This window comes from Nocardioides oleivorans, assembly GCF_004137255.1.
In the GTDB taxonomy this organism is placed as follows: domain Bacteria; phylum Actinomycetota; class Actinomycetes; order Propionibacteriales; family Nocardioidaceae; genus Nocardioides; species Nocardioides oleivorans.
Map to the genome: position 1 here is coordinate 493,434 of NZ_SDWT01000002.1, position 21,261 is coordinate 514,694.

12 protein-coding genes are annotated in these 21,261 nt (G+C 70.4%); 4 read left to right on the forward strand and 8 right to left on the reverse strand.

All coding sequences use genetic code 11. The features are described from left to right. Window positions 1-54: 54 nt before the first annotated feature. The 4 genes from EUA93_RS18015 to rimO all read right to left on the reverse strand — a co-directional run bounded on the left by EUA93_RS18015 (window position 55) and on the right by rimO (window position 8,214). Window positions 55-2,394: a bifunctional metallophosphatase/5'-nucleotidase gene (locus tag EUA93_RS18015; protein ID WP_207208826.1), complete on the reverse strand. Its 2,340-nt coding sequence runs from the start codon at window positions 2,392-2,394 to the stop codon at window positions 55-57. Between the two features lie 152 nt (window positions 2,395-2,546). Further along, window positions 2,547-5,972, reverse strand: coding sequence for an ExeM/NucH family extracellular endonuclease (locus EUA93_RS18020; protein WP_129401667.1), 3,426 nt, complete (start codon window positions 5,970-5,972; stop codon window positions 2,547-2,549). A 152-nt stretch (window positions 5,973-6,124) separates the two neighbouring features. After that, complete coding sequence (gene pgsA / locus EUA93_RS18025; protein ID WP_129401668.1) at window positions 6,125-6,769, reverse strand: CDP-diacylglycerol--glycerol-3-phosphate 3-phosphatidyltransferase; 645 nt, start codon at window positions 6,767-6,769, stop codon at window positions 6,125-6,127. Then, window positions 6,766-8,214, reverse strand: a complete 1,449-nt coding sequence (rimO, locus tag EUA93_RS18030) for a 30S ribosomal protein S12 methylthiotransferase RimO (protein ID WP_207208856.1) — start codon at window positions 8,212-8,214, stop codon at window positions 6,766-6,768. The genes pgsA and rimO overlap by 4 nt, the downstream gene beginning before the upstream one ends. 147 nt (window positions 8,215-8,361) lie before the next feature. Here rimO and EUA93_RS18035 point away from each other — a divergent pair, with 147 nt between their 5' ends. After that, window positions 8,362-9,897: an APC family permease gene (locus EUA93_RS18035; RefSeq protein WP_129401670.1), complete on the forward strand. Its 1,536-nt coding sequence runs from the start codon at window positions 8,362-8,364 to the stop codon at window positions 9,895-9,897. A 4-nt stretch (window positions 9,898-9,901) separates the two neighbouring features. After that, on the forward strand, window positions 9,902-10,318 hold the full coding sequence (locus EUA93_RS18040; protein ID WP_129401671.1) for a universal stress protein: 417 nt from the start codon (window positions 9,902-9,904) through the stop codon (window positions 10,316-10,318). A 138-nt stretch (window positions 10,319-10,456) separates the two neighbouring features. Here EUA93_RS18040 and EUA93_RS18045 read toward each other — a convergent pair whose 3' ends face one another. Then, window positions 10,457-12,133, reverse strand: a complete 1,677-nt coding sequence (locus tag EUA93_RS18045; protein ID WP_129401672.1) for a helix-turn-helix domain-containing protein — start codon at window positions 12,131-12,133, stop codon at window positions 10,457-10,459. After that, window positions 12,133-14,760 (reverse strand): FtsK/SpoIIIE family DNA translocase, encoded by a 2,628-nt coding sequence (locus EUA93_RS18050; protein WP_207208827.1) that lies wholly within the window; start codon window positions 14,758-14,760, stop codon window positions 12,133-12,135. The genes EUA93_RS18045 and EUA93_RS18050 overlap by 1 nt, the downstream gene beginning before the upstream one ends. Window positions 14,761-14,977: 217 nt before the next feature. Here EUA93_RS18050 and EUA93_RS22115 point away from each other — a divergent pair, with 217 nt between their 5' ends. Next, window positions 14,978-18,409 carry a M4 family metallopeptidase gene (locus EUA93_RS22115; protein WP_129401673.1) on the forward strand — a complete coding sequence of 1,144 codons (3,432 nt, stop codon included), beginning with the start codon at window positions 14,978-14,980 and terminating at the stop codon, window positions 18,407-18,409. A 78-nt stretch (window positions 18,410-18,487) separates the two neighbouring features. Here EUA93_RS22115 and EUA93_RS18060 read toward each other — a convergent pair whose 3' ends face one another. Together EUA93_RS18060 and EUA93_RS18065 are read right to left on the reverse strand one after the other, a co-directional pair. Continuing rightward, window positions 18,488-19,360, reverse strand: coding sequence for a M56 family metallopeptidase (locus tag EUA93_RS18060; RefSeq protein ID WP_165355219.1), 873 nt, complete (start codon window positions 19,358-19,360; stop codon window positions 18,488-18,490). A gap of 10 nt (window positions 19,361-19,370) precedes the next feature. Next, entirely contained in the window at window positions 19,371-19,733 is a 363-nt protein-coding gene (locus EUA93_RS18065) for a BlaI/MecI/CopY family transcriptional regulator (RefSeq protein WP_129401674.1), read from the reverse strand. A gap of 90 nt (window positions 19,734-19,823) precedes the next feature. Here EUA93_RS18065 and EUA93_RS18070 point away from each other — a divergent pair, with 90 nt between their 5' ends. After that, on the forward strand, window positions 19,824-21,242 hold the full coding sequence (locus tag EUA93_RS18070) for a cytochrome ubiquinol oxidase subunit I (RefSeq protein ID WP_129401675.1): 1,419 nt from the start codon (window positions 19,824-19,826) through the stop codon (window positions 21,240-21,242). Window positions 21,243-21,261: the final 19 nt, after the last annotated feature.

A 21,261-nucleotide genomic window follows, 5' to 3' on the forward strand; every position in this document is an offset into this window, starting at 1 on the left:
GTCGACGACCGGGCCTCCGGTTGGTGCAGGTGCTCCTGGATCAGGAGCGGCTCATCACTTCTTGCGGATCTTGATCTTCACCACGGCCTGCTTCGTGCGGACCTTCTGGCTGCCGGCGTACTTCACGACGACGCGCTTGGTGCCGGTCTTGCTGAACCGGTCGAGGCGGACGATCGCCTTGCCCTTCTTCAGCTTGGCGGTGTACTTCTTGCCGCCGACCTTGACCACGACCTTGCCGGTCACGGCCTTGATGCCGAGCGCCGAGGCCTTGATCTTGATCCGGGCGCGGGTCTTGTTCTTGACGATGCGGGCGGGCTTCACGCGCGCCTTGACCTCCGCCTTGGCCTTGCGGATGTCGACCGGGATCGAGAACGTCGTGCCGGTCGTCGGGCCGGTGAAGGTCAGCATCTGCTTGCCCTTCTTCACCTTCCCCTTGAGCTCGACCGTGACGGCACTCTTGCCCTGCTCGTCGTCCTGCGCGGTGCCGACGGTGTTGTCCACCTTGGCGGAGGTGACGCCCACCTCGCCGACCTTGACGGCCAGCGTGGCGTCCTTGGCGTCGACTGCGGTGCTCATGGCGAGCGACGAGAGGCTGAGCTTGAGCTCCTGGCCGAGGCGGTAGAAGCGCGGCGCACCGGCCGGCCACGACACGCCGACCTGGCGCTGGTCGGCCTTGACCGGCAGCGGCGTCGTCGCGGCCTTGGCGGCCATGTAGTCCACCATCGCCTGCAGGTCCGCCTTGCCGGTGTCACGCGCGCCCGTGGCGGCGCTGAACCCGCGGAAGTTGTCGCCACCAGCAGCGAGGAACGAGTTGGCCGTCACGGAGTACTGCGTGGCGGGCTCGATCGCCTTGCCGTTGAGGTACATGCCGGTGACCCGGTTGCCCTCGGCCCTGGTCGGGTCGTAGGTCGCGAAGAAGCCCTCGGACACGCCGAGACGGAGGAAGGCACGCGTCGGGACGTTGCCCGCTGCGTCACGCTGCCACTGCTGCTCGAGGACGGTCTTGATCTGTGCCCCGGTCATCTTCATGTTCACCAGGGTGTTGGCGAACGGCTGGACGACGGCGGCCTGCTTGTAGGTCACGTCAGCAGGGCCATTGATGTCCTGGCGGAGCCCGCCGGGGTTCATGAAGGCGATCTGTGCGGCGCCGGCCTCCGGCGTGGACGTGGCCCAGCGGTGGACCTCGGCGACGAGGTTGCCCAGCGTCGACTCGCCACCACGGTTCTCGGTCGTGCCGTCGGCGAGCTTGGCACGGTTGAACGCACCGCCGACCTTGCCCAGGACCTTGGCGCCGAGGACGTCAGCCTGTGCGACGGCGGAGTTGACGCTCTGCTGCACCGCGTTCTTCGTGGCGACCGCGGCCGAGTCGGTCACGGTGACGGTGTTGGCACGGACGATCTCGCCACCGTCGAACGTCACCTGGTTGGTGTCGGGGTCGACGGTGAAGAGCAGCTTGTTGAGGTTGGTCCCGTACTGGCCTGCCGAGACGACCGGGCGTCCCCCGATGACGTGGTTGTACGCCAGGTGGGTGTGGCCGGAGATGATCGCGTTCACGTCGGAGTCGACGCCGTTGACGATGCGTCCGAACGCGTTGTTGTTGCTCGAGGCCGACGCCAGGCTGGTGTCGGGTGCTCCCTCGTGCACGAGCAGCACGACGAGGTCGGCGCCATCGGGGCCGGCCTTCAACGCGTCAGCGGCGGCGTTGGTCTCGGCGATGATGCTGGAGATCTTCAGGTCGGCGATGCCGGACGGCGAGACGAGCGAGGGCAGGTCCTCGGTGACGCCACCGATGAAGCCGATCTTGACGCCGGCCACGGTCGTCGTCCACGTACCGCCGTTGGAGACGTCGTTGGTGTCAGGGGTGCGGGCGGTGACGTCGGGGAGCGCGTAGGAGTTGTCGGACTTCTTGCGCACGTTGGCGGCGATGTACTGCCAGTTCGCGCCGCCCTCGGGGTTGGTGGTGGCGTCGTAGGCGCCCATCACCCGGCTGACCAGGTCGCTGTAACCAGCGTCGAACTCGTGGTTGCCCGCTGCCGAGACGTCCAGTCCGGCCGCGTTGAGAGCGTCGATGGTCGGCTTGTCCCGCTGGATGAACGACTCGAAGGTCGAGGCTCCGATCAGGTCGCCGCCGGCCGCGAAGATGGTCGGGCCACTGGCGTGGGTGGCCTCCAGCTGCTTGACCGCGCCGGCGAACTGGGCTGCGCCAGCCTCCTGAGCGCCGTTGCTCGTGTTGGGCAGGAGGCGGCCGTGGAAGTCGTTGGTCCCGAGGATCTGGACCTGGACGGGGGCGGCGTGCGCCGGCACCGCCGTCGTCACGACGGCGAGCGGGGCTGCGAGCAGCCCCGTCAGGGTGGCGGCAAGCGCGAGCTTGCCGCCGGATCGAGTTGCTGACACGAGGTGGCCTTCCGGTTGAGTGCGTGCGAGTCGCGTCACCATAACCCGGCGCGTCGCCGGGGTGACTGGGTGCGCGACCCCATGTCGGCCGCACCGCCCGGCCACCCCGAGGAGTGGCCGGGCCGTGCGGTTGGAGCTGCGTCAGGAACGCGTCATCGACGCGGCTTGACCTTGATGGTGATGCGCTTGCTGGCGGACGTGGTGGTGGCGTCGCCGGAGTAGGCGACCTTCGCCGTGTACTTCCCGGGCTTCTTGAAGCGGTCGAGCCGCACCACCGCCTTGCCCTTCCTCACCGTGGCCCGGTAGGTCTCGCCCGCGACCTTGACCGTGACCTTGCCGGTGGGCGTGAAGCCCCGCGCGTCGATGGTCACGGCGATCGTGGCCCGGACCTTCGTGGCCTTGATCTTCTTGGGCCTGACCTTGGTGCTGATCGAGGCCTTCGCCTTCTTCACCCTGAGGGTGACCGTGCTGGTCGCCGGCTTGTGCGTCGCGTCGCCCGAGTAGGCGAGGGTCAGCGTGTGCCTCCCCACGGGCAGCGACTTCGCGGCGAGTGCGATGGTGCCCTGCCCCGAGACCAGGCTCGTCGAGCCCACGCGGTCGCGACCCAGCGAGGCCACCACGGTGCCGGTCGCGTCCGCCGGGGCGACCTTGACCGAGATCGAACCGGCCTTTCCGTAGACGACGTCGCGAGCGGTGCCGGTGACCGTCACGTTGTCGCGGGCGGTGTTGATCCCGACGATCTCCGGGCTGTGGTCGGAGGACCGGAACGGGTTCGGCGCGTAGAGGTTGGTGACGTTGGAGTTGAACCGGGCGTACTCGTAGTAGACCGACTCGTATCCGTTGATGTCCCAGATGTCGACCGCGTTGACGTCCTTGAGGGCCGGTCCGTTCGCCAGGACGTGGTCGAGGGACCCGACCATCCCGTCGAAGTTGTAGGTCTCCTCGTCGGGCTTGCTGGTCGACTCCAGGTTCGTGTAGCCGGCTGCCTTCAGGATCTGGATCGGGTCCTCCTCCGAGTAGGCGTTGAAGTCGCCTGCGAGGAAGACCCGCGAGATGCCACGAGCCGCCTTGAACGAGTCCGCGAACGTCACGAGGCCCTGCGCCTGGAGGATGCGCCGGTCGTTGGCGTTGCCCTGGCCGAAGGGGTCCGCGGTTCCCGATCCCTTGGACTTGAAGTGGTTGACGATCACGGCGAATGCACGCGCGTCGGAGGTCCCGACCTGCTTGAACGCCTGGGCGAGCGGCTCACGAGCGTCCTCGAAGGGCCCACCTGCGGACGACTGGTCGCTGAGCACCACCGACTCGCCGACGAGCGCCACGCGTGCGGGCTTGTAGATGAAGCCGTTGCGAATGACGTCCTGCTCGGCCAGCGGCGGCAGGGTGGCCGGCGACGGCACGGCTGCCCACGTCCCTGCGCCGGCATCGGCGTTGAGGGCGGTCACCAGTGCGTTGATGGCGAAGTCACGGTCCTTGCCGAACTTCACCGAGTTCTCCAGCTCCTCCAGGGAGACGATGTCGGCGGCGGCCGTGTTGATGGCCGCGACGATCTTGTCGCGCTGGCGGACCAGGTTGGCGTCGTTGGCGGCGCCGCGTGGACCGTTGGGGTTGCACTGGTTGTTGGAGATCGGGTTGGCAGCGCGATCGGTGTAGAAGGAGCAGGTGCCGAGGCCCGAGGCCACGAACTCCTCACCCGTGGTGGGGAAGAAGTTCAGCACGTTGAACGTCGCCAGCTTCACGTCGCCGCCCACGTTCTCGGGAGCAGCGGGCCGGGTCTGGCTGAAGTCGACGGTGCCGGTGGAGTCTCCGACGACCTGGGCCTGCGGCAGGATGCGCCACGCGTTGAAGCCGAAGGTGAAGACCACCGGCTTGGGGAACGTGATGGCGGAGCCGACGCGCACGCTGTGCGCCGCGGTGAACCACGGGAACGGCTTGTCGGCGTTCTGGGTCGTCGAGTACGTCCAGCTCGAGGCGTCGTCGAGGATGATCCGGTGCGCGTCGTTGTACGCCTTGCGCTCGGCGACCTGCGCGGTCGCCTGGGCGTCGATGACCTCGGTCGGAGCGACCAGGGGCTTGGAGCTGTTGGCCACGACACCGATCTCGCCGCGGAACGCGCCGGAGTTGGTCCCGTCGCTGTAGTACGGACCGCCGTCGTAGACGTCGGTGGCGGTCCACGGTGCGGTCGGCTGGAACAGCTCTCCCTCGGCGACCTCGCGGGCCTCGTCGAGGGCCGTGCCGGTGAGGCAGGTCGTTCCGGGCAGGGCGCACTCGGTGCCGGGGATCGACGTCTTCGGGGTGACGGTGCCGAGCGAGCCGATCGGCACGACGCCCGACTGGCTGGCCGAGATCTGGGTCGCACCGGAGAACTCGCTCGCCTGCCCCGTGACCTCGACGGAGTCGCCGACGGCCGGGTAGGTCGCGAAACCGCTGGTGCCGCCGTAGACGAAGATCGCGTCCGAGGCGTTGACCGTGTCGCCACCCGGGGTCTGGATGTAGAAGCCGTTGAGCCCACCGGTCGGATAGCTGGCGGTGACGACGCCCTGCGTCTTCACCTGCTGTCCGGCGAACGGCGTGGTCGCGCCGGTGCCCTGGACCTGGGCGATGGCGATGAGTGAGGCTGCCGCGGTGATCGTGAAGGTGAACGTGACGTCATCGGTCGCGGCGGTCGGCGTGGCCGAGTCCGTCGCCGTCGCCGTCACGGTCGTCGTTCCGGTGGCGGTCGGGGTGCCGCTCACCTGGCCCGCAGGGCTGATGCTCACGCCGGCCGGCAGTCCGGTCGCCGTCCAGGTGTAGGGCGACGTGCCCCCGGTCGCACCGAGCGTGAACGGAGTGATCGCCGCACCGACCTGACCGGACTTGTTGCCCGGGAAGGTGGCCTCGAGGACCGTCGGCTGCGGCTCCCCGTCGACGTCCGAGGTGTTCTCGGGGTCCGGGGCGGCGACGGTGAAGTCGGCCAGGTTGCTGTCGGTGTCCGCACCCGCGGACGTACGCGTGGCCGCGGACGTGCCGGACAGGACCGTGCCCTGGTTCGCGGTCTCGAAGGTGTTCGCCGTGCCGTAGCCGACCGCGTCGACGACGCCGGTGGCGCCCTTGATGTCACCGGTGGTCGGCGTGAGGCTGGTCTGCTGGTTGCTCAGGATCACCAGGCCGGACGCACTGGCGAGCGAGAGGCTGCCCGTCACGTCGGGGGTGGGGAGGGGCGCACCGTTGGCCGCGTTGCCGCTGCCCTGGATCAGGTAGTGCCCGTGCGCCGGGATGGTGCCCGTCAGGTTGGTCTTGTTGCTGACGCTGGCACCTGTTGCCCGCGTCGCGCTGCCGTAGAAGACCGCCCACGTGCTCAGGTCGACCGGCGAGCTGGTCGGGTTGTAGAGCTCGATGTAGTCGTGGGTGAAGGCCGAGGTGGGCAGGTCGCCACTTGCAGCGAAGCCGCCGGCGCCGTAGACCTCGCTGATGACCAGGCCGGTGCCTGCGGGATTGGCGTGGGCCGGGGCGGCGACGAGGGGCGTCAGGCCGGCCGCCAGGAGGGCCAGGCCGACGCCTGCCGCGAGGTGACGCGGCGAGAGGGGCGCGGGTGTGCGCATGTGTGCTCCGAGGGTGCGGGTGGATGTGTCCCGCGCATCCTGACCCACGCCACCGACAGTTGGCGACAGCCGCGGGGCTACTTGTTCCGCGATCGTTGCCAAAAGATCGGCACCAGGCCTGTCACGACCTGACGGCGACCTGGCAGCGATCCTCAGGCGGCCTGCGTCGGCCGCTGGCGCTTCTGCTTCCAGACGTCGCGGAAGAACTCGTAGCCCGACCACAGTGTCATCGCCACGGCCGCGGCGAGCATCACCTGGGCGAGGTAGAACAGCACCTCACCCGTCGGACCGGGCCAGAAGTCGAACGCACCGCCGTGGGCGTCGCCGTGCGGCAGCGGCCAGATCAGCCCGGCCAGCGCGAAGGCCTGGAGGACCGTCTTGATCTTGCCGCTCTGGGCGGCGGCGATGACGACGTCCTTGAGCACCGACAGGCGCAGCAGCGTCACGCTCCACTCGCGCAGCAGCACGACGATCGTCACCCACCACCAGATGTCGCCGACGATCGAGAGGCCGATGAAGGCCATGCCGGTGATCGCCTTGTCGGCGATCGGGTCGGCGATCTTGCCGAAGTCGGTGATCAGGTCGTGCTTGCGGGCCAGGTCGCCGTCGACCTTGTCGGTGATCATCGCGACCGCGAAGATGCCGAACGCCACCCACCGCCACGTGGTCGACGTGCCGTCGTCGACGAGCAGCGCCCACCCGAAGAAGGGCACCAGGACGATCCGCAGCGTCGTGAGGACGTTGGCGATGTTGAAGTTCGAGGCCTGCTGCTGCCCGGTCGTGGGGTCGGTGCTCATCGGACACCCTCCGTCGTGGCGACCAGGTCGACCCCGTCGGTGCCGGTGACGGTCGCGGTCAGCAGGTCACCGACCTGCGCGTCGTCCGCGCCCAGCAGCAGCGTCGTACCGTCCACCTCCGGGCCCTGGTGGGCCGCGCGGCCCTCGACGCCGTCCGTGACGGACTCCACGAGCACCACGACCTCCTCACCGATGCGCTCCTCGGCCCGCTGGGCGTTGAGCTCCTCGACGAGCGCGGTGACGTGCTCGGTGCGGGCGCGGATCTCGTCCTCGTCGAGCTTGAGGTCGTCGGCGAAGCCGGCCGCCTCGGTGCCGTCCTCGTCGGAGTAGCCGAAGACGCCGGTGACGTCCATCCGCGCGGCCTCGAGGAAGTCGCAGAGCTCCTGGAGCTCCTCATCGGTCTCGCCGGGGAAGCCGACGATGACGTTGGAACGGACGCCGGCGAGCGGGGCGAGGCCCCGGACCTGCTCGAGCAGGCCGAGGAAGCTCTCGGGGTCGCCGAAGCGGCGCATGCGGCGCAGCACGGTGGCACTGGCGTGCTGGAAGGAGAGGTCGAAGTACGGCACCACCCCGGGCGTCGAGGCGATGGCCTCGATCAGGCCCGGGCGGGTCTCGGCGGGCTGGAGGTAGGAGACGCGGACGCGCTCGATCCCCTCGATCGCCGACAGCTCCGGGAGCATCGTCTCGAGCAGCCGCAGGTCGCCGAGGTCCTTGCCGTAGGACGTGGAGTTCTCGCTGACGAGGAAGATCTCCTTGACGCCCTGGGTGGCGAGCCACCGGGCCTCGTGGACGACGTCGCTCGGGCGCCGGCTGACGAAGGACCCGCGGAAGGCCGGGATCGCGCAGAAGGTGCAGCGGCGGTCGCAGCCGCTCGCCAGCTTGAGCGGCGCCATCGGACCGGAGTCGAGGCGACGGCGTACGGCGCGGGGTCCCGTCGCGGGCGCACCGGCACCGATCTCGCTGGTGTCGGCGGCGACCGGCTCGTGGCCGGGGACCGAGATGGCGGACGCGTCGCGGTCGACCGGAGAGATCGGGAGCAGCAGGCGACGGTCGGACGGCGTGTGCGGGTGGTGGGTCTCGCCGCCGACGATCGCGCGCAGCTTGGCGGCGATGTCGGGGTAGTCGTCGAAGCCGAGCACGGCGTCGGCCTCGGGCAGCGACTCGGCCAGGTCCTTGCCGTAGCGCTCGGCCAGGCAGCCCACCGCGACGACGGCCTGCGCCTTGCCGCCGTGGCCGGCCGACTCCTTGAGGTCGGCGGCCTCGAGCAGCGTGTCGACCGAGTCCTTCTTGGCCGCCTCGACGAAGCCGCAGGTGTTGACGACGACCGTGTCGGCGTCCTCCGGGTCGGCGACGAGCACGAAGCCCCCCGCCTCGAGCCGACCGGCGAGCTCCTCGGAGTCGACCTCGTTGCGCGCACAGCCCAGCGTCACCACAGCAACGTTCAGGGGGGTGTCCAGAGGGGCCGGGGCACGTTCGGTGTCAGTCGTCATCGCACTCCGAGTATGCCGGTTCCGGAGTCCACTTCCCCCATTCAGGCCTTCCGCGCCGACCTCCGCTCCGGTAGACATCGGACACCGGGGAGCGGAGATCCGATGACGGACACACAGGCACAGCAGGGCGAGCTGAAGGCCGGGGCCATCGGCTTCACCGACGCGCTGGTGATCGGTCTCGCCTCGACCTCGCCGGCCTACAGCCTCGCGGCGATCATCGGCGCGGTGACCGCGCTCGCCGGCGTCCACGCGCCCGGCATCCTGCTGGCCTCGTTCGTGCCGATGGCCCTCATCGCCGCCGCGTTCCTCTACCTCAACCGCGTCGACCCCGACTGCGGCACGACGTTCAGCTGGGTGACCCGGGCGATGGGTCCGTGGTTCGGCTGGCTCGGAGGCTGGGCGATCATGATGACCGGCGTCCTGATCGTCGGCTCGCTGGCCGACGTGGGCGTGCGGTTCGGCCTCTACGGCGTCGGTGAGCTCGTGCGGAGCGACGCCCTGGTCGATGCCGGCGACAATGCCTGGATCCGGATGCCTGCGGCCATCGCGCTCGTGATCGTGATGACGTGGATCTGCGTGCTCGGCACCGACGTCTCGGCCCGCCTGCAGAACCTCCTGATCCTCGTGCAGGTCGTCTCGCTGCTGGTCTTCGCCGTCGTCGCGCTCGTCCGGGCCACGAGCGGCGACAGCCCGCTCGACGAGCTGACCCCGTCCCTCGGCTGGCTCAACCCGTTCGGCGCGGGAGGTGCGGCGCTGAGCTCCGGGCTGCTGCTCGGCGTCTTCGCCTACTGGGGCTGGGAGTCCGCGGTCAACCTCAGCGAGGAGACCACGGACGGCGACAAGACCCCTGGCCGCGCGGCGATGCTGTCGACGGTCGTGCTGCTGGCGACGTACGTCTCCGTGGCGGTCGCCGTCGTCGCCTTCGCCGGCACGCAGTGGCTGACCGACAACGCCGGCGAGGAGGAGTACGTCTTCTACGTCCTGGCGACCGAGGTGCTCGGCGGCTGGGGGTGGATCCTGCTGCTGTCGGTGTCGACGGCGGCGATCGCCTCGACGCAGACCACGATCATCCCGGCCTCGCGGACCGGCCTGTCGATGGCGCGGCGCGCCGCGATCCCGTCCCGGATCGGCCACATCCACCCGCAGCACCGCACGCCCGACGTCAGCACGTGGGTCGTCGCTGCGATCGCGATCGCCTGGTACGTCGGGATGTACCTCATCAGCGAGAACGCGCTCTTCGACTCCCTCACCGCGCTCGCGCTCCTGATCGCCTTCTACTACGCGCTGACCGGTGTCGCGTGCGCGATCTACTACCGCAGGCACCTCACCGAGAGCGTGCGCAGCTTCGTCCTCATCGGGGTGGGCCCGGTCGTCGGGGCGCTCATGCTCGTCTGGCTGCTCGTGCTCTCGGTGCGCGACCAGTCCGACCCGTCGAACTCCTACAGCGGGCAGGCGTGGCTGGGAGTCGGGCCGCCGCTGGTCATCGGGATCGCGGTGTTCCTGGTCGGCGTGGCGTTCATGCTCTTCTGGCGCACCCGCGACGCGAGCTACTGGGACGAGCGCCCGTCGCTGCCCGACCCCGACGTGGTGCACGGCCTCAAGCCGCCGCGACCCGACCCCGACGGACTGGAGGGATGAACCCATGACCGTGCTCCTGGGCTACGACGAGTCACCCGGGTCGGAGGCAGCGCTGGCCGCCGCCATCGAGGTGGCGACCAAGTTCGGCGAGGACCTCGTCCTGGTCTACGGCGCCGCCCCGCCCGGCGGCATGGGCGACGAGGCGCGGGTGCACCGCGAGGCGCTGATGGAGATGGGGCGTACGGCGACCGCGCACGCCCTGTCCCGCGCCCAGGACGCCGGGATCGAGGTCAGCGTCCGGCTGGTCGACGCCAAGCCGGCGGACGCGCTCGTCCAGGTCGGCGACGAGCTCGACGCGACGGTCATCGTCGTCGGCACGGCAGGCGACAGCCCGTTCCGCGGCGCCCTCCTGGGCTCGACGCCCCACAAGCTGCTGCACCTGTCCGACCGCCCGGTGCTCTGCGTGCCCGTCGGGCGCTAGCGCGGCGCCCCGGACGTCACGCGTGTCCGAGACACGGCCCTCGGCCAGCAGGCTGAGGGGCGACGTCTCGGACACGTGTGCGGATCGGTCCGGGTGCGGATCGGTCCGGGTGCGGATCGGTCCGGGTGCGCCGGTCGGTCAGTCGACGACGTAGGTCCCCTGCCCGGCGACACCGGGCTCACCGACCGCGCGGGCATCGCCGCCGGCGAGGGAGACGGTGACGGAGCCGTCGGTGGACATCACGCGCACGGGCGGGGACGCCTTGAGCTCGCGCGTCTCCCCCACGGCCAGGTTGCCCTTGAAGACCTCCTCGCCGGAGCCGTCGCGGACGACGACCTGGGCGCCCCCGGAGGGCGCGGTCACGACGACGGCCACCGGGTCGGCGGCGGGGGCGTTGCCCGCGCCCTGCGGACCGCCGGACCCGTTGAGGACCGGGGTGTCGCCCCGCACGTCGGGCGGGGTGTCCATCACCAGTCGGGCGATCGACCACGCGAGCACGAGGGCCATCACGACGGCGACGAGGACCGACCAGTTCGGACCGCCGCGGGTGCCGCGGATCGACCCGTTGGCACCGGTCGCCAGCTCGGCCTCGAAGACGCGGCGCGGGTTGATGGGCGCGTGCGCGTAGCGCTCGTCGTACGACGCCAGCAGCGGCGCCACGTCGATGCCGAGCACGCGGGCCAGGGTGCGCAGGTGCCCCCGGGCGTAGAAGTCACCACCGCACGGCTCGAAGTCGTCGACCTCGACGGCCTCGATCACGTGGGGACGGATGCGGGTGCGCTCGGCGAGCTGGTCGACCGACAGCCCGAGGCGGGTGCGAGCGGCGGCGAGCTCCGGACCGATGACCGGGTCCTCGGCGGGCTCGACCTCGAAGTCGTCGAGCACGAGCGGCTCCACGGGCTCCCCCGCACGGGCGATCGCGCGGACGCGGTCGCCCCACGACTGGGTCTCCTCGACCAGGCTCACCCGGCCGGGGCTGCGCAGCTCGCGACCGGCGGGCCGGTCGTCGAGGTCGTCGAGGTCGTCGTGCAGGTCGTCGGCCGGCACGAAGTCACGCCGGACCTCTGAGCGGCGGGCCACGCCCGTCTCCCGCAGGGCAGCCGGCGTCGGGCTGGCGACGACGGTGTCCTCGACGGGCTCGTCGGGGACGAGGTCGTCCACCGGCTCCTCCACCGGCTCCTCCACCGGCTCCTCCACCGAGTCGTCCACGGCGGGCTCGGCCACGACGGGCTCGACCACGACGACCTGGCCCGGGTCGCGCGCGACCCGGCCGAGCGCCTCGGTGAGGTCGCCACCGGCGCCGACGACGCGGGTCGAGAGCCCGAGCGGCACCGCGAACGGTGCGCCGTGCAGCAGGCGCGAGATGCTGGTGTGGCGCTTGCCGGCGCCGGTCAGCTCGGCCTCGATCAGCTCCAGGTTGTGGGGCACGACCACGAGCCGGCCGTCGCGCAGGAGGCCGCGCCGGGGGGTGTGCTCGACGTGGTGGACGGCGGTCCAGGGCAGGCCGCGCCACGTGCGACCGAGCCGGATCCGGATGCCCTGGGCGTCGGCCACGAGCAGCGGCGTGCGGGCGTCGACCAGGCCCACGAGCCAGTAGGCGCCGAGCAGCCCCATCGCGACCACGAACGCCCAGTCCAGGGCCGAGCCGGACTGGGTGGCCCGGCCGAAGTAGGCGATGGCGACGGCGGAGGCGGTCAGCCCCACGCCGGCGGCGACGCCGGCGTGGCGGCGTACCTCCACGTGGTCGGGGACGGCGGCTGGCACGGGACCCGCGGCCTCCTCGTGGACCTCGTGGTCGTCGATCATCGTGCTCATCAGGCTCCCCCTTCCAACGTGGCGATCACGGAATCGAGCTCGTCCGGCTTGACCAGGACGTCACGCGCCTTCGAGCCCTCGCTCGGGCCGACGACACCACGGCTCTCCATGATGTCCATCAGGCGACCGGCCTTCGCGAAGCCCACGCGCAGCTTGCGCTGGAGCATCGAGGTCGAGCCGAACTGCGTCGACACGACGAGCTCGATCGCCTGGACGACCAGGTCCATGTCGTCGCCGATGTCGTCGTCGAGGTCGCGCTTGGCCTCCTTCGGCGCCGTGACGTCCTCGACGTAGGTCGGCTCCAGCTGGTCCTTGCAGTGCTTGACCACCTGGTGGATCTCGGCCTCGGTGACCCACGCACCCTGCACGCGCACCGGCTTGGACGCACCCATCGGCAGGAACAGGCCGTCACCCTGGCCGACCAGCTTCTCGGCGCCGGGCTGGTCGAGGATGACGCGGCTGTCGCCGAGCGAGGAGGTCGCGAACGCCAGGCGCGACGGCACGTTGGCCTTGATCAGGCCGGTGACGACGTCGACCGAGGGCCGCTGCGTGGCGAGCACCAGGTGGATGCCGGCCGCGCGGGCGAGCTGGGTGATGCGGACGACCGAGTCCTCCACGTCGCGGGGCGAGACCATCATCAGGTCGGCCAGCTCGTCGACGATGACGAGGAGGTAGGGGTACGGCGTCAGCGTGCGCTCGCTGCCCGCCGGCACCTCGACCTTGCCGGCCCGGACGGCCTTGTTGAAGTCGTCGATGTGGCGGAAGCCGAAGTTGGCCAGGTCGTCGTAGCGCATGTCCATCTCGCGCACGACCCATGCCAGCGCCTCGGCGGCCTTCTTGGGGTTCGTGATGATCGGCGTGATCAGGTGCGGCACGCCCTCGTAGGCGTTGAGCTCGACCCGCTTGGGGTCGACCATGATCATCCGCACCTCGTCGGGCGTGGAGCGCATCAGGATCGAGGTGATCAGCGAGTTGATGAACGACGACTTTCCCGAGCCGGTGGCGCCCGCCACCAGCAGGTGCGGCATCTTGGCCATGTTGGCGACCACGAAGCCGCCCTCCACGTCCTTGCCGAGGCCGGCCACCATCGGGTGGTGGTCCGAGCGGGCGGTGGTGGACCGGAGCACGTCGCCGAGGGAGACGATCTCCTTGTCGGTGTTGGGGATCTCGATGCCGATCGCGGACTTGCCGGGGATCGGGCTGAGGATCCGCACGTCGGCGGACGCGACGGCGTAGGCAATGTTCTTCGACAGCGCCGTGACCTTCTCGACCTTGACCGCGGGGCCGAGCTCGACCTCGTAGCGGGTCACGGTCGGACCGCGGGTGTAGCCGGTGACGGTGGCGTCGATGCCGAACTCGTCCATCACCTGCATCAGCCGCTCGACGACCGCGTCGCTGGCCTTCGACCGCGCCTTGTGCACCGAGCCGGGCTTGAGCGCGGAGTTGTCGGGCAGCGAGTAGGTGATGTCGCCGGACAGCGCGAGCTGCTCGACGCGGGCCGGCAGCGGGGTGTGCGGCGGCGGCTCGACCTTGCCGGTGTCGTCCTTGCCCACGGCAGGGGTGAGCGCGGTGGGCGCGTCGGCGTCGATCGGGTCGGCGAAGAGGTCGATGCCGTAGTCCTCGTCGGGCTCGGCCTCCGCGTCCTTCTTCCGGCGGCGCTTCTTCAGCTCACGGTCCGACAGGACCGGGCTGTCGTAGGCCGGGTCGCCCATCTCCGGGTCGACGTCGTCGTCGAGCATCGAGCGACGGCGCGCGCGCACCGGCTTGGTGGGCTCGTCGACCTCCGGCTCGACGTGGGTGCGGCCGAGGGCCTGGTCGCGCAGCGCGGCGAGCTTGACCGGGATCTGGTAGATCGGCGTCGCGGTGATGATGAGGATGCCGAAGATCGCCAGCAGGGCGAGCAGGGGCACGACGACGTACGACGTCTGCATCAGGTCGAGGAGCAGGCTCGAGGTGACGTAGCCGACCGCTCCCCCGGCCTCCTGGAGGTTGGAGGCGTCGCCGAGGACCGGCTGCGGGTTGCCGTTGGCGATGTGCACGATGCCGAGCAGGCCGAGCCCGAAGGCCACCCAGCCGATCACCTGGCGGCCCACGGGGCCGTTGCGCTCGGGGTCGCGCAGCGTGCGCCAGCCGGCGTACACGAGGAACAGCGGGACGAACCAGCCGACCTTGCCGAGCGCGCCGGCGGTCACCGAGCGGGCGAGCTCCATGACGCCGCCGGGCAGCTGCCACCACACGGCGGCGGCGACGACCATCGCGACGCCGATCAGGAACAGCCCGGCACCGTCGCGGCGGTGCTCGGGGTCGAGGTCACGCGCGGACTGCCCGATCGAGCGGGCGACCGAGCCGAGGCCGTGGGCGATGCCCAGCCACACGGCGGAGACGCCGCGGAAGAGCACGCCGAACGTCCGCGAGACCGGACCCTGCCCGCTGCGCACGGCGCGCGGGGCTGGGCGCGAGGACGCGCTCGATCGGCTCCGGCCCTTCGCAGTGCTGCTGCGAGGGGCGGGGCGCTTGCTGGTACTCCGTGATCGGGTGCTCGAACCCTTCTTCGACCTGCTGGACGCGCTGGTCTTGGACGTGCTCGAGCTCCGCGACCCCGGCGGGGAAGACGTACGGGTCGCCATGGTCCGAACCCTACGGGTCAGTCACACCAGTCACATGGATCACAGGCGTGCGTGTCGCCGCCCGGACCTGCTCGTGACGGTCGTCTCGTCCCCCGCCCCACCTCTTCGGACGTTGTCCGGCATTCGCTCTTCCCAACAGGAGGACGTCCTACTTATGGTGAGCCGGATCACTCGGGTCACTCCGGCTCCGAGTGCATCTCGGAATCGGAGGAAACACGTGAAGCTCCTCAGCAGAGGACTTGCACTGGCCGTCGTGGGAGCGGGACTCGCCGCCATCCCCACGCTCGGAGTGCAGGCAGCACCGGCCGCCACGGCCGACAACGGCATCGCCGGCATGACGGCAGCGGCCGACGGCTCGGTCGCAGTGACGCGCGAGGAGTCCACCAACAAGGTGGGCTTCATCCGCGTGAAGGGCGACGGGGACCTGCTCCCCGGCGTGCAGGGCGACTCGCTCGCCGCCGCCCGCGACAAGGTCGACGCCTACCTGGCCGACTACGCCACGAACTTCGGCGCCCGCCCCGACGAGCTGGTCCGCCGCGACGTCCAGACCTCCGCCGCCGGCTGGACGGTCACGTTCACCCAGAAGTACAAGGGCGTGGACGTGTTCGGCTCGATGCTGCGCGCGAACGTCGACGACCAGGGCGACCTGACGTCGGTCAACGGCTACGCCGCACCGAACCTGGACCTCTCCGTCGACCCGCGCGTCACCGCGGCCGACGCCGGCAAGCGCGCCGTCGGCGTCGTCAAGGAGGACGTCCCCACCACGGAGGAGGGCACGCCCGCGGACGTCACGGGCATCGCCCCCAAGTCCGCCGACCTCGTCGTCTACCGCATGGGTGCGACCCGCGGTGACGCCGGCAAGGCCGTCCTGGCCTACGAGGTCGAGGTGACCAACGAGAAGAACATCCGCGACGTCGTGTTCATCGACGCGCAGACCGGCAAGGCGCTCAACCGCTGGTCGATGGCCAACGACGCGCTCGACCGCGAGCTCTCCGAGGCCACCGGCACCGCGCAGAACCCGGTCATCACGCCTGTCTGGAAGGAGGGAGACGCCTTCCCCGGCACGCTCAACACCGACCAGCAGAACCTGGTGAACTCCGCGGGCGAGTCCTACTGGCTCTACCGCAACACCTTCGGCCGCGACTCCTACGACGGCGCGGGCGCGCGGATGCGGACGGTCAACAACGACCCGCGCATCAGCTGCCCGAACGCCAACTGGAACGGCATCACCACCAACTACTGCAACGGCGTCACGTCCGACGACGTCGTCTCGCACGAGTGGGGTCACGCCTACACCGAGTACACCTCCGGCCTGATCTACCAGTACCAGTCCGGTGCGCTCAACGAGTCCTACTCCGACGTCTGGGGCGAGACCCTCGACCTCATCAACGGCCGCGAGGACGAGAACGAGAACTTCCAGACCAAGCGCGTGGTCGGCGACTGTGACGTCACCGCGCCGCCCGGCCTGACCATGACGATCACCGCGCCCGCCAACCTGGCCGGCCCGTGCGTCGCCGTCGCGGCGACGGGTGCCAAGGCCATCCCCACGACGGCGATCACCGCCGACGTGGTCTCGGCCAGGGACGCCGCCAACACCGCCGGCCCGACCACGACCGACGGCTGCAGCACCTTCACCAACGCCGCCGCCGTCGTCGGCAAGTGGGCCTACGTCGACCGCGGCACCTGCGCCTTCGCCGACAAGGTGGCCAACGCCAAGGCGGCCAACGCGGCCGGCATCGTGATCGGCAACAACAACGTCGACCCGCCGGCCGGCTTCACCGGTGACCCCGCGCTCTACGGCGTGATGGTCTCCCAGGCCGACGGCACGAAGTTCAAGAGCACCACGGGCGCGGTCACGGTGTCGGTCAAGGCCGACGACGTGTCGACCCGACCGGTCACCACCCGCTGGCTGATGGGTGAGAAGTCCACCGCCTTCGGCGGCGCCATCCGCGACATGTGGAACCCCACCTGCTACGGCGACCCGGGCAAGGTCAGCGACGCCGAGTACAAGTGTGACCCGACCGGCGCCGACGCCGGTGGCGTGCACTCGAACTCCGGTGTCCCGAACCACGCGTACGCCCTCGTCGTCGACGGTGGCACCTACAACGGCCAGACCGTGACCGGTCTCGGCCTCGACAAGGCCGCCGCCATCTGGTGGCGCGCCCAGAGCGCCTACCTCACCCCGCAGTCGAACTTCACCGACGCCGCGACCGCCTTCGAGCAGTCCTGTGTCGACCTGGTGGGCCAGCCGCTCAACAAGCTGACGACCGCGCCCAACGCCACCCCGGTGGCTGCGACCCCGATCGCCGCCGGCGACTGCGCCTCGGTGCAGGCCGCCACCGCTGCGACCGAGATGCGCACGGCGCCCGTGAAGTGCGCCTTCAAGGCGCTCCTCGCCAAGAACGCCCCCGCCACCTGTGGTGCGGGCTTCACCGAGAACGTGCTCTGGAGCGAGGACTTCGAGGACGGCCTGGCCGGCTGGACCCCCAGCAGCGAGGTCGTGTTCACCGGTGGTCTCAACGAGGCGTGGCGCAGCGTGGCCAACGCCCCGGCGGGCACCGGTGCTCCGCACGCGAGCAAGGTCGCCTTCGGTCCGGCGCCCGACGACGGCCAGTGCACCAACGGTGAGGGTGACTTCTCGGGTCGCGACTCGATCACCAGCCCCATCGTCGAGCTGCCCGGAACCCTGCGGGCCCCGAAGATCTCCTTCGAGCACTACGTCGCGACGGAGATCGGCTACGACGGCGGCAACGTGAAGATGAGCCTCAACGGCGGTGCCTTCACGGCCGTCCCGGCTGCGGCCTTCATCTACAACGCGCCGACGACCCTCACCGGCCCGGCCACCAACACCAACCCGCTCGCGGGCCAGCCCGGTTTCACGGGCACCGACGGTGGCGAGACCAAGGGCAGCTGGGGCCAGTCGCAGATCAACCTGACTGCGGCCGGCGCCAAGCCCGGTGACACCCTGCAGCTCCGCTTCGACATCGGTCGCGACGGCTGCGGTGGCAACGAGGGCTGGTACGTCGACAACGTCAAGGTGATCGACTGCAAGCTGGCCGCCAAGGTCAGCGCCGTCCACGTCCCGGAGCCCTCGACGTTCGGCGAGGCCTCCACGGCCAAGGTGACCGTCGCGCGCGACGGCTCCACGGGCACCGCGCCCACCGGCACCGTCGTGGTCACCAAGGCCAACGGCACCGAGGTGGGCCGGGCGACGCTCGTCGACGGCTCGGCCATCGTCACGCTGGCGGCCGACCTGCCCATCGGGGCGAACACCCTGACGGCGTCCTACGGCGGCGACTCCTCCATCAGCGAGGCGAAGACCACCTTCGTCGCGACGGTGAAGGCAGGCGACGTCCCGGTCCCGACCAAGGTCGACTCCTCGACGACCGTCAAGGTGACCCCGAAGTCGCCGAAGCCCGGCAAGTCCGTCACGTTCTCCGTCAAGGTGAAGGCCAAGGGCGACGTCACGGGCAAGGTCAAGATCAAGGTCGACGGCAAGACGCAGAAGGTCACGCTGAAGAACGGCAAGGCCACGCTGACGATCAAGAAGGGCCTGAAGGCCGGCTCGTACACGGTGAAGGTGAAGTACCTCGGATCCGACACCGTGAAGCGCAGCTCGGACACCGCGAAGTTCACCGTCAAGAGGTGACCTGAGCACCAGCTGTCCACGCAGCACCGCACCATCCGGAGGCCCCGGCGGAGAAGTCCGCCGGGGCCTTCGGCCTGCTCAGCGGCGGTCGAGGCCGGTGAGCCAGGGCAGCACGACCAGGAGCGTCGGCAGCGCGAGGATGGCGGCGGCGAGCACCACGGCGACCGCGGACTGGAGCCGGTGGGGCGCGTCGTCGCGCAACACCTCGACGCGCGCGACGAGGGAGGACCCCGCCGAGCCGAGCGAGCCCGCCGGTGCGGCCGAGCCGGCCAGCGTGACCAGTGCGGCCAGCAGCGCACGACGGTCGCCGGAGCGTACGGCGGCACGGTCCGCGAGCACCTCCACGAGCACCTCGACCTCGTGCTGGGCGGCGGCGCTCGCCACCCAGCGCGGGAACGCCCGGTGGAGCACGGCGAACGCCTCGAGCACGAGGTCGTGCCGGGCGCGCAGGTGCGAGCGCTCGTGGTCGAGGACGGCGCCGAGCTCGTCGGGTGCCAGCCGGGTGAGCGTGGAGCGGGACACCACGATCCGCGAACCGGTCATCCCGGGCACGCAGTAGGCGACGGGCAGGTCGTGCTCGAGCACGGACACTCCCCCGTCGACCCGGGCCACGAGGTCGACCCGCTCGCGGTGCACCCTCCGCATCCGGCGCAGCTCGGTCCCGGTGCGGTGCCCGCTCAGCAGCAGCCGCGCGACGACCACGACGGTCAGCGCACCGGCCAGGACCGCGACGACGAGGTCACCGGTCGCGATCGGCGGGGTCCAGAGCCGGTCGGTCGCCAGCGAGAGCCCCGCGCCGACGGCCGCCAGGACCGCGGCCAGCGCCGTGCTCTGCCACAGCAGCATCGCCGCGGCCGGCGTACGCCTCAGTCGCGTCCAGCGCGAGAGCAGGGACGGGCAGGGTCCGGCCAGCAGCACGGCGAGTGCCCCCAGCAGGACAGGGGTGAGCACGGGCAGTCCGTCAGGTCAGGTCGGCGAGGGCACGCCGCAGGGCGGCGAGGTCGTCGGCGCTGGCCTCGCCGACGAAGGACACGAGGGCCTGGTCGCGCTCGGCGCCGGTGCCCTCGAGCGCCTCGTGCATCAGGTCGGCCGTCATCGCGGCCCGGCTGCGACGCGGCGCGTAGCGGAAGGCGCGGCCGTCGCGCTCACGGGCGACGACGTCCTTGGCGACCAGCCGGTCGAGCACGGTCATCACGGTGGTGTAGGCGAGGTCGCGGTCGGCGAGGCGCTCGTGCACCTCGCGGCCGCTGGCCGGAGAGCCTGCGTCCCAGAGGGTCTCCAGGACGGCCTGCTCCAGCTCGCCCATGCGGGACCTCGGACTCATGCGCGGAAGTCTAGGCCACTTCGCCACGAACTACGACACGGCGTAGTATCTACTACAAGTCGTAGTAACACTTCGTTCCGAAGGGTCGTCATGGAAGTCCTCGACATCGCTCGCTGGCAGTTCGGGATCATCACCGTCTACCACTTCCTCTTCGTGCCGCTGTCGATCGGGCTGACCGCCGTCATCGCCGGGCTGGAGACCGCCTGGCTGCGGACCCGCAACGAGGACTACCTCCGGCTGACGAAGTTCTTCGGCAAGCTCTTCCTGATCAACTTCGCCATCGGCGTGGTCACCGGGATCGTCCAGGAGTTCCAGTTCGGGATGAACTGGTCGGACTACTCCCGCTTCGTCGGCGACGTCTTCGGTGCGCCGCTCGCGATCGAGGGCCTGCTGGCCTTCTTCCTGGAGTCGACCTTCCTCGGCCTGTGGATCTTCGGCTGGGACAAGCTCCCCCGGGGCCTGCACGCGGCCTGCATGTGGACGGTCCACGTCGGCACGCTCGCGTCGTCGTGGTTCATCCTCGCCGCCAACTCGTGGATGCAGCACCCGGTCGGCTACCGCTTCAACGAGGAGTCGGGGCGCGCCGAGCTGACCGACTTCTGGGCGGTGATGTTCAACAAGGTGCAGCTGGTGACGTTCCCGCACGTGATCTTCGCGGCGTACATGACGGCAGGGGCGTTCCTGCTGGGCGTCTCGGCGTACCTCTACATGAAGCGCACGCACCGGGCCGACCGCCCGATGTACCACCGCGCCATCCGCATCGGCGCCGCCGTCACCCTGCTCGCCGGCATCGGCGTCGCCGTCACCGGCGACCTGCAGGGCAAGGTGATGACCGAGGTGCAGCCGATGAAGATGGCAGCCGCCGAGGGCCTCTACGAGACCAGCGAGGGCTGCGCGCCGTTCTCGGTCCTCACCGTCGGCACCCCCGACGGCGAGCACGAGAAGTTCGCGATCACCGTGCCGTGCCTGCTGTCCTTCCTGGGCACCGGCTCCTTCGACGGCACGGTGCAGGGCATCAACCCGCTCAAGGAGGAGTACACCGAGACCTACGGCGAGGCCGACTACACGCCCGTCATCCCGGTGACCTACTGGTCGTTCCGCTTCATGATGGGCCTCGGCATGTTCGCCGCGGCCGGCGCCGCGCTGATCCTGTGGCTGACCCGCAAGAGCCGTACGCCGGCGGTGCGCTGGGTGGGCTGGCTCGGGCTGTCGCTGCCGATCGCGACCACGCTCGCCTCGTCGTGGGGCTGGATCTTCACCGAGATGGGTCGCCAGCCCTGGGTGGTCTTCGGGCTGATGCGCACCGAGTCGGCCGTGTCCCCCGGCGTCTCCGTCTTCGAGGCGGCCACCTCGCTGATCGTGCTCACCCTCCTCTACGCCGTGCTCTTCGTGATCGAGATGAAGCTCCTCGTCACCTACGTCAAGAAGGGCGCCGACCCCTTCGTCGAGCCGCCCGACGTCACGCTCGGCGGCGCCGAGGACGACGCACCCCTGACCTTCGCCTACTGACCCTGATCGAAAGGGGACC

Bases quoted from the DNA above. Each gene is read 5' to 3' on its own strand.
- EUA93_RS18045 (WP_129401672.1), bottom strand. From the start codon at position 12,133: ATGAGCACGATGATCGACGACCACGAGGTCCACGAGGAGGCCGCGGGT.
- EUA93_RS18020 (WP_129401667.1), bottom strand. From the start codon at position 5,972: ATGCGCACACCCGCGCCCCTCTCGCCGCGTCACCTCGCGGCAGGCGTC.
- EUA93_RS18035 (WP_129401670.1), top strand. From the start codon at position 8,362: ATGACGGACACACAGGCACAGCAGGGCGAGCTGAAGGCCGGGGCCATC.
- pgsA (WP_129401668.1), bottom strand. From the start codon at position 6,769: ATGAGCACCGACCCCACGACCGGGCAGCAGCAGGCCTCGAACTTCAAC.
- EUA93_RS18070 (WP_129401675.1), top strand. From the start codon at position 19,824: ATGGAAGTCCTCGACATCGCTCGCTGGCAGTTCGGGATCATCACCGTC.
- EUA93_RS18050 (WP_207208827.1), bottom strand. From the start codon at position 14,760: ATGGCGACCCGTACGTCTTCCCCGCCGGGGTCGCGGAGCTCGAGCACG.
- EUA93_RS18040 (WP_129401671.1), top strand. From the start codon at position 9,902: ATGACCGTGCTCCTGGGCTACGACGAGTCACCCGGGTCGGAGGCAGCG.
- EUA93_RS18065 (WP_129401674.1), bottom strand. From the start codon at position 19,733: ATGAGTCCGAGGTCCCGCATGGGCGAGCTGGAGCAGGCCGTCCTGGAG.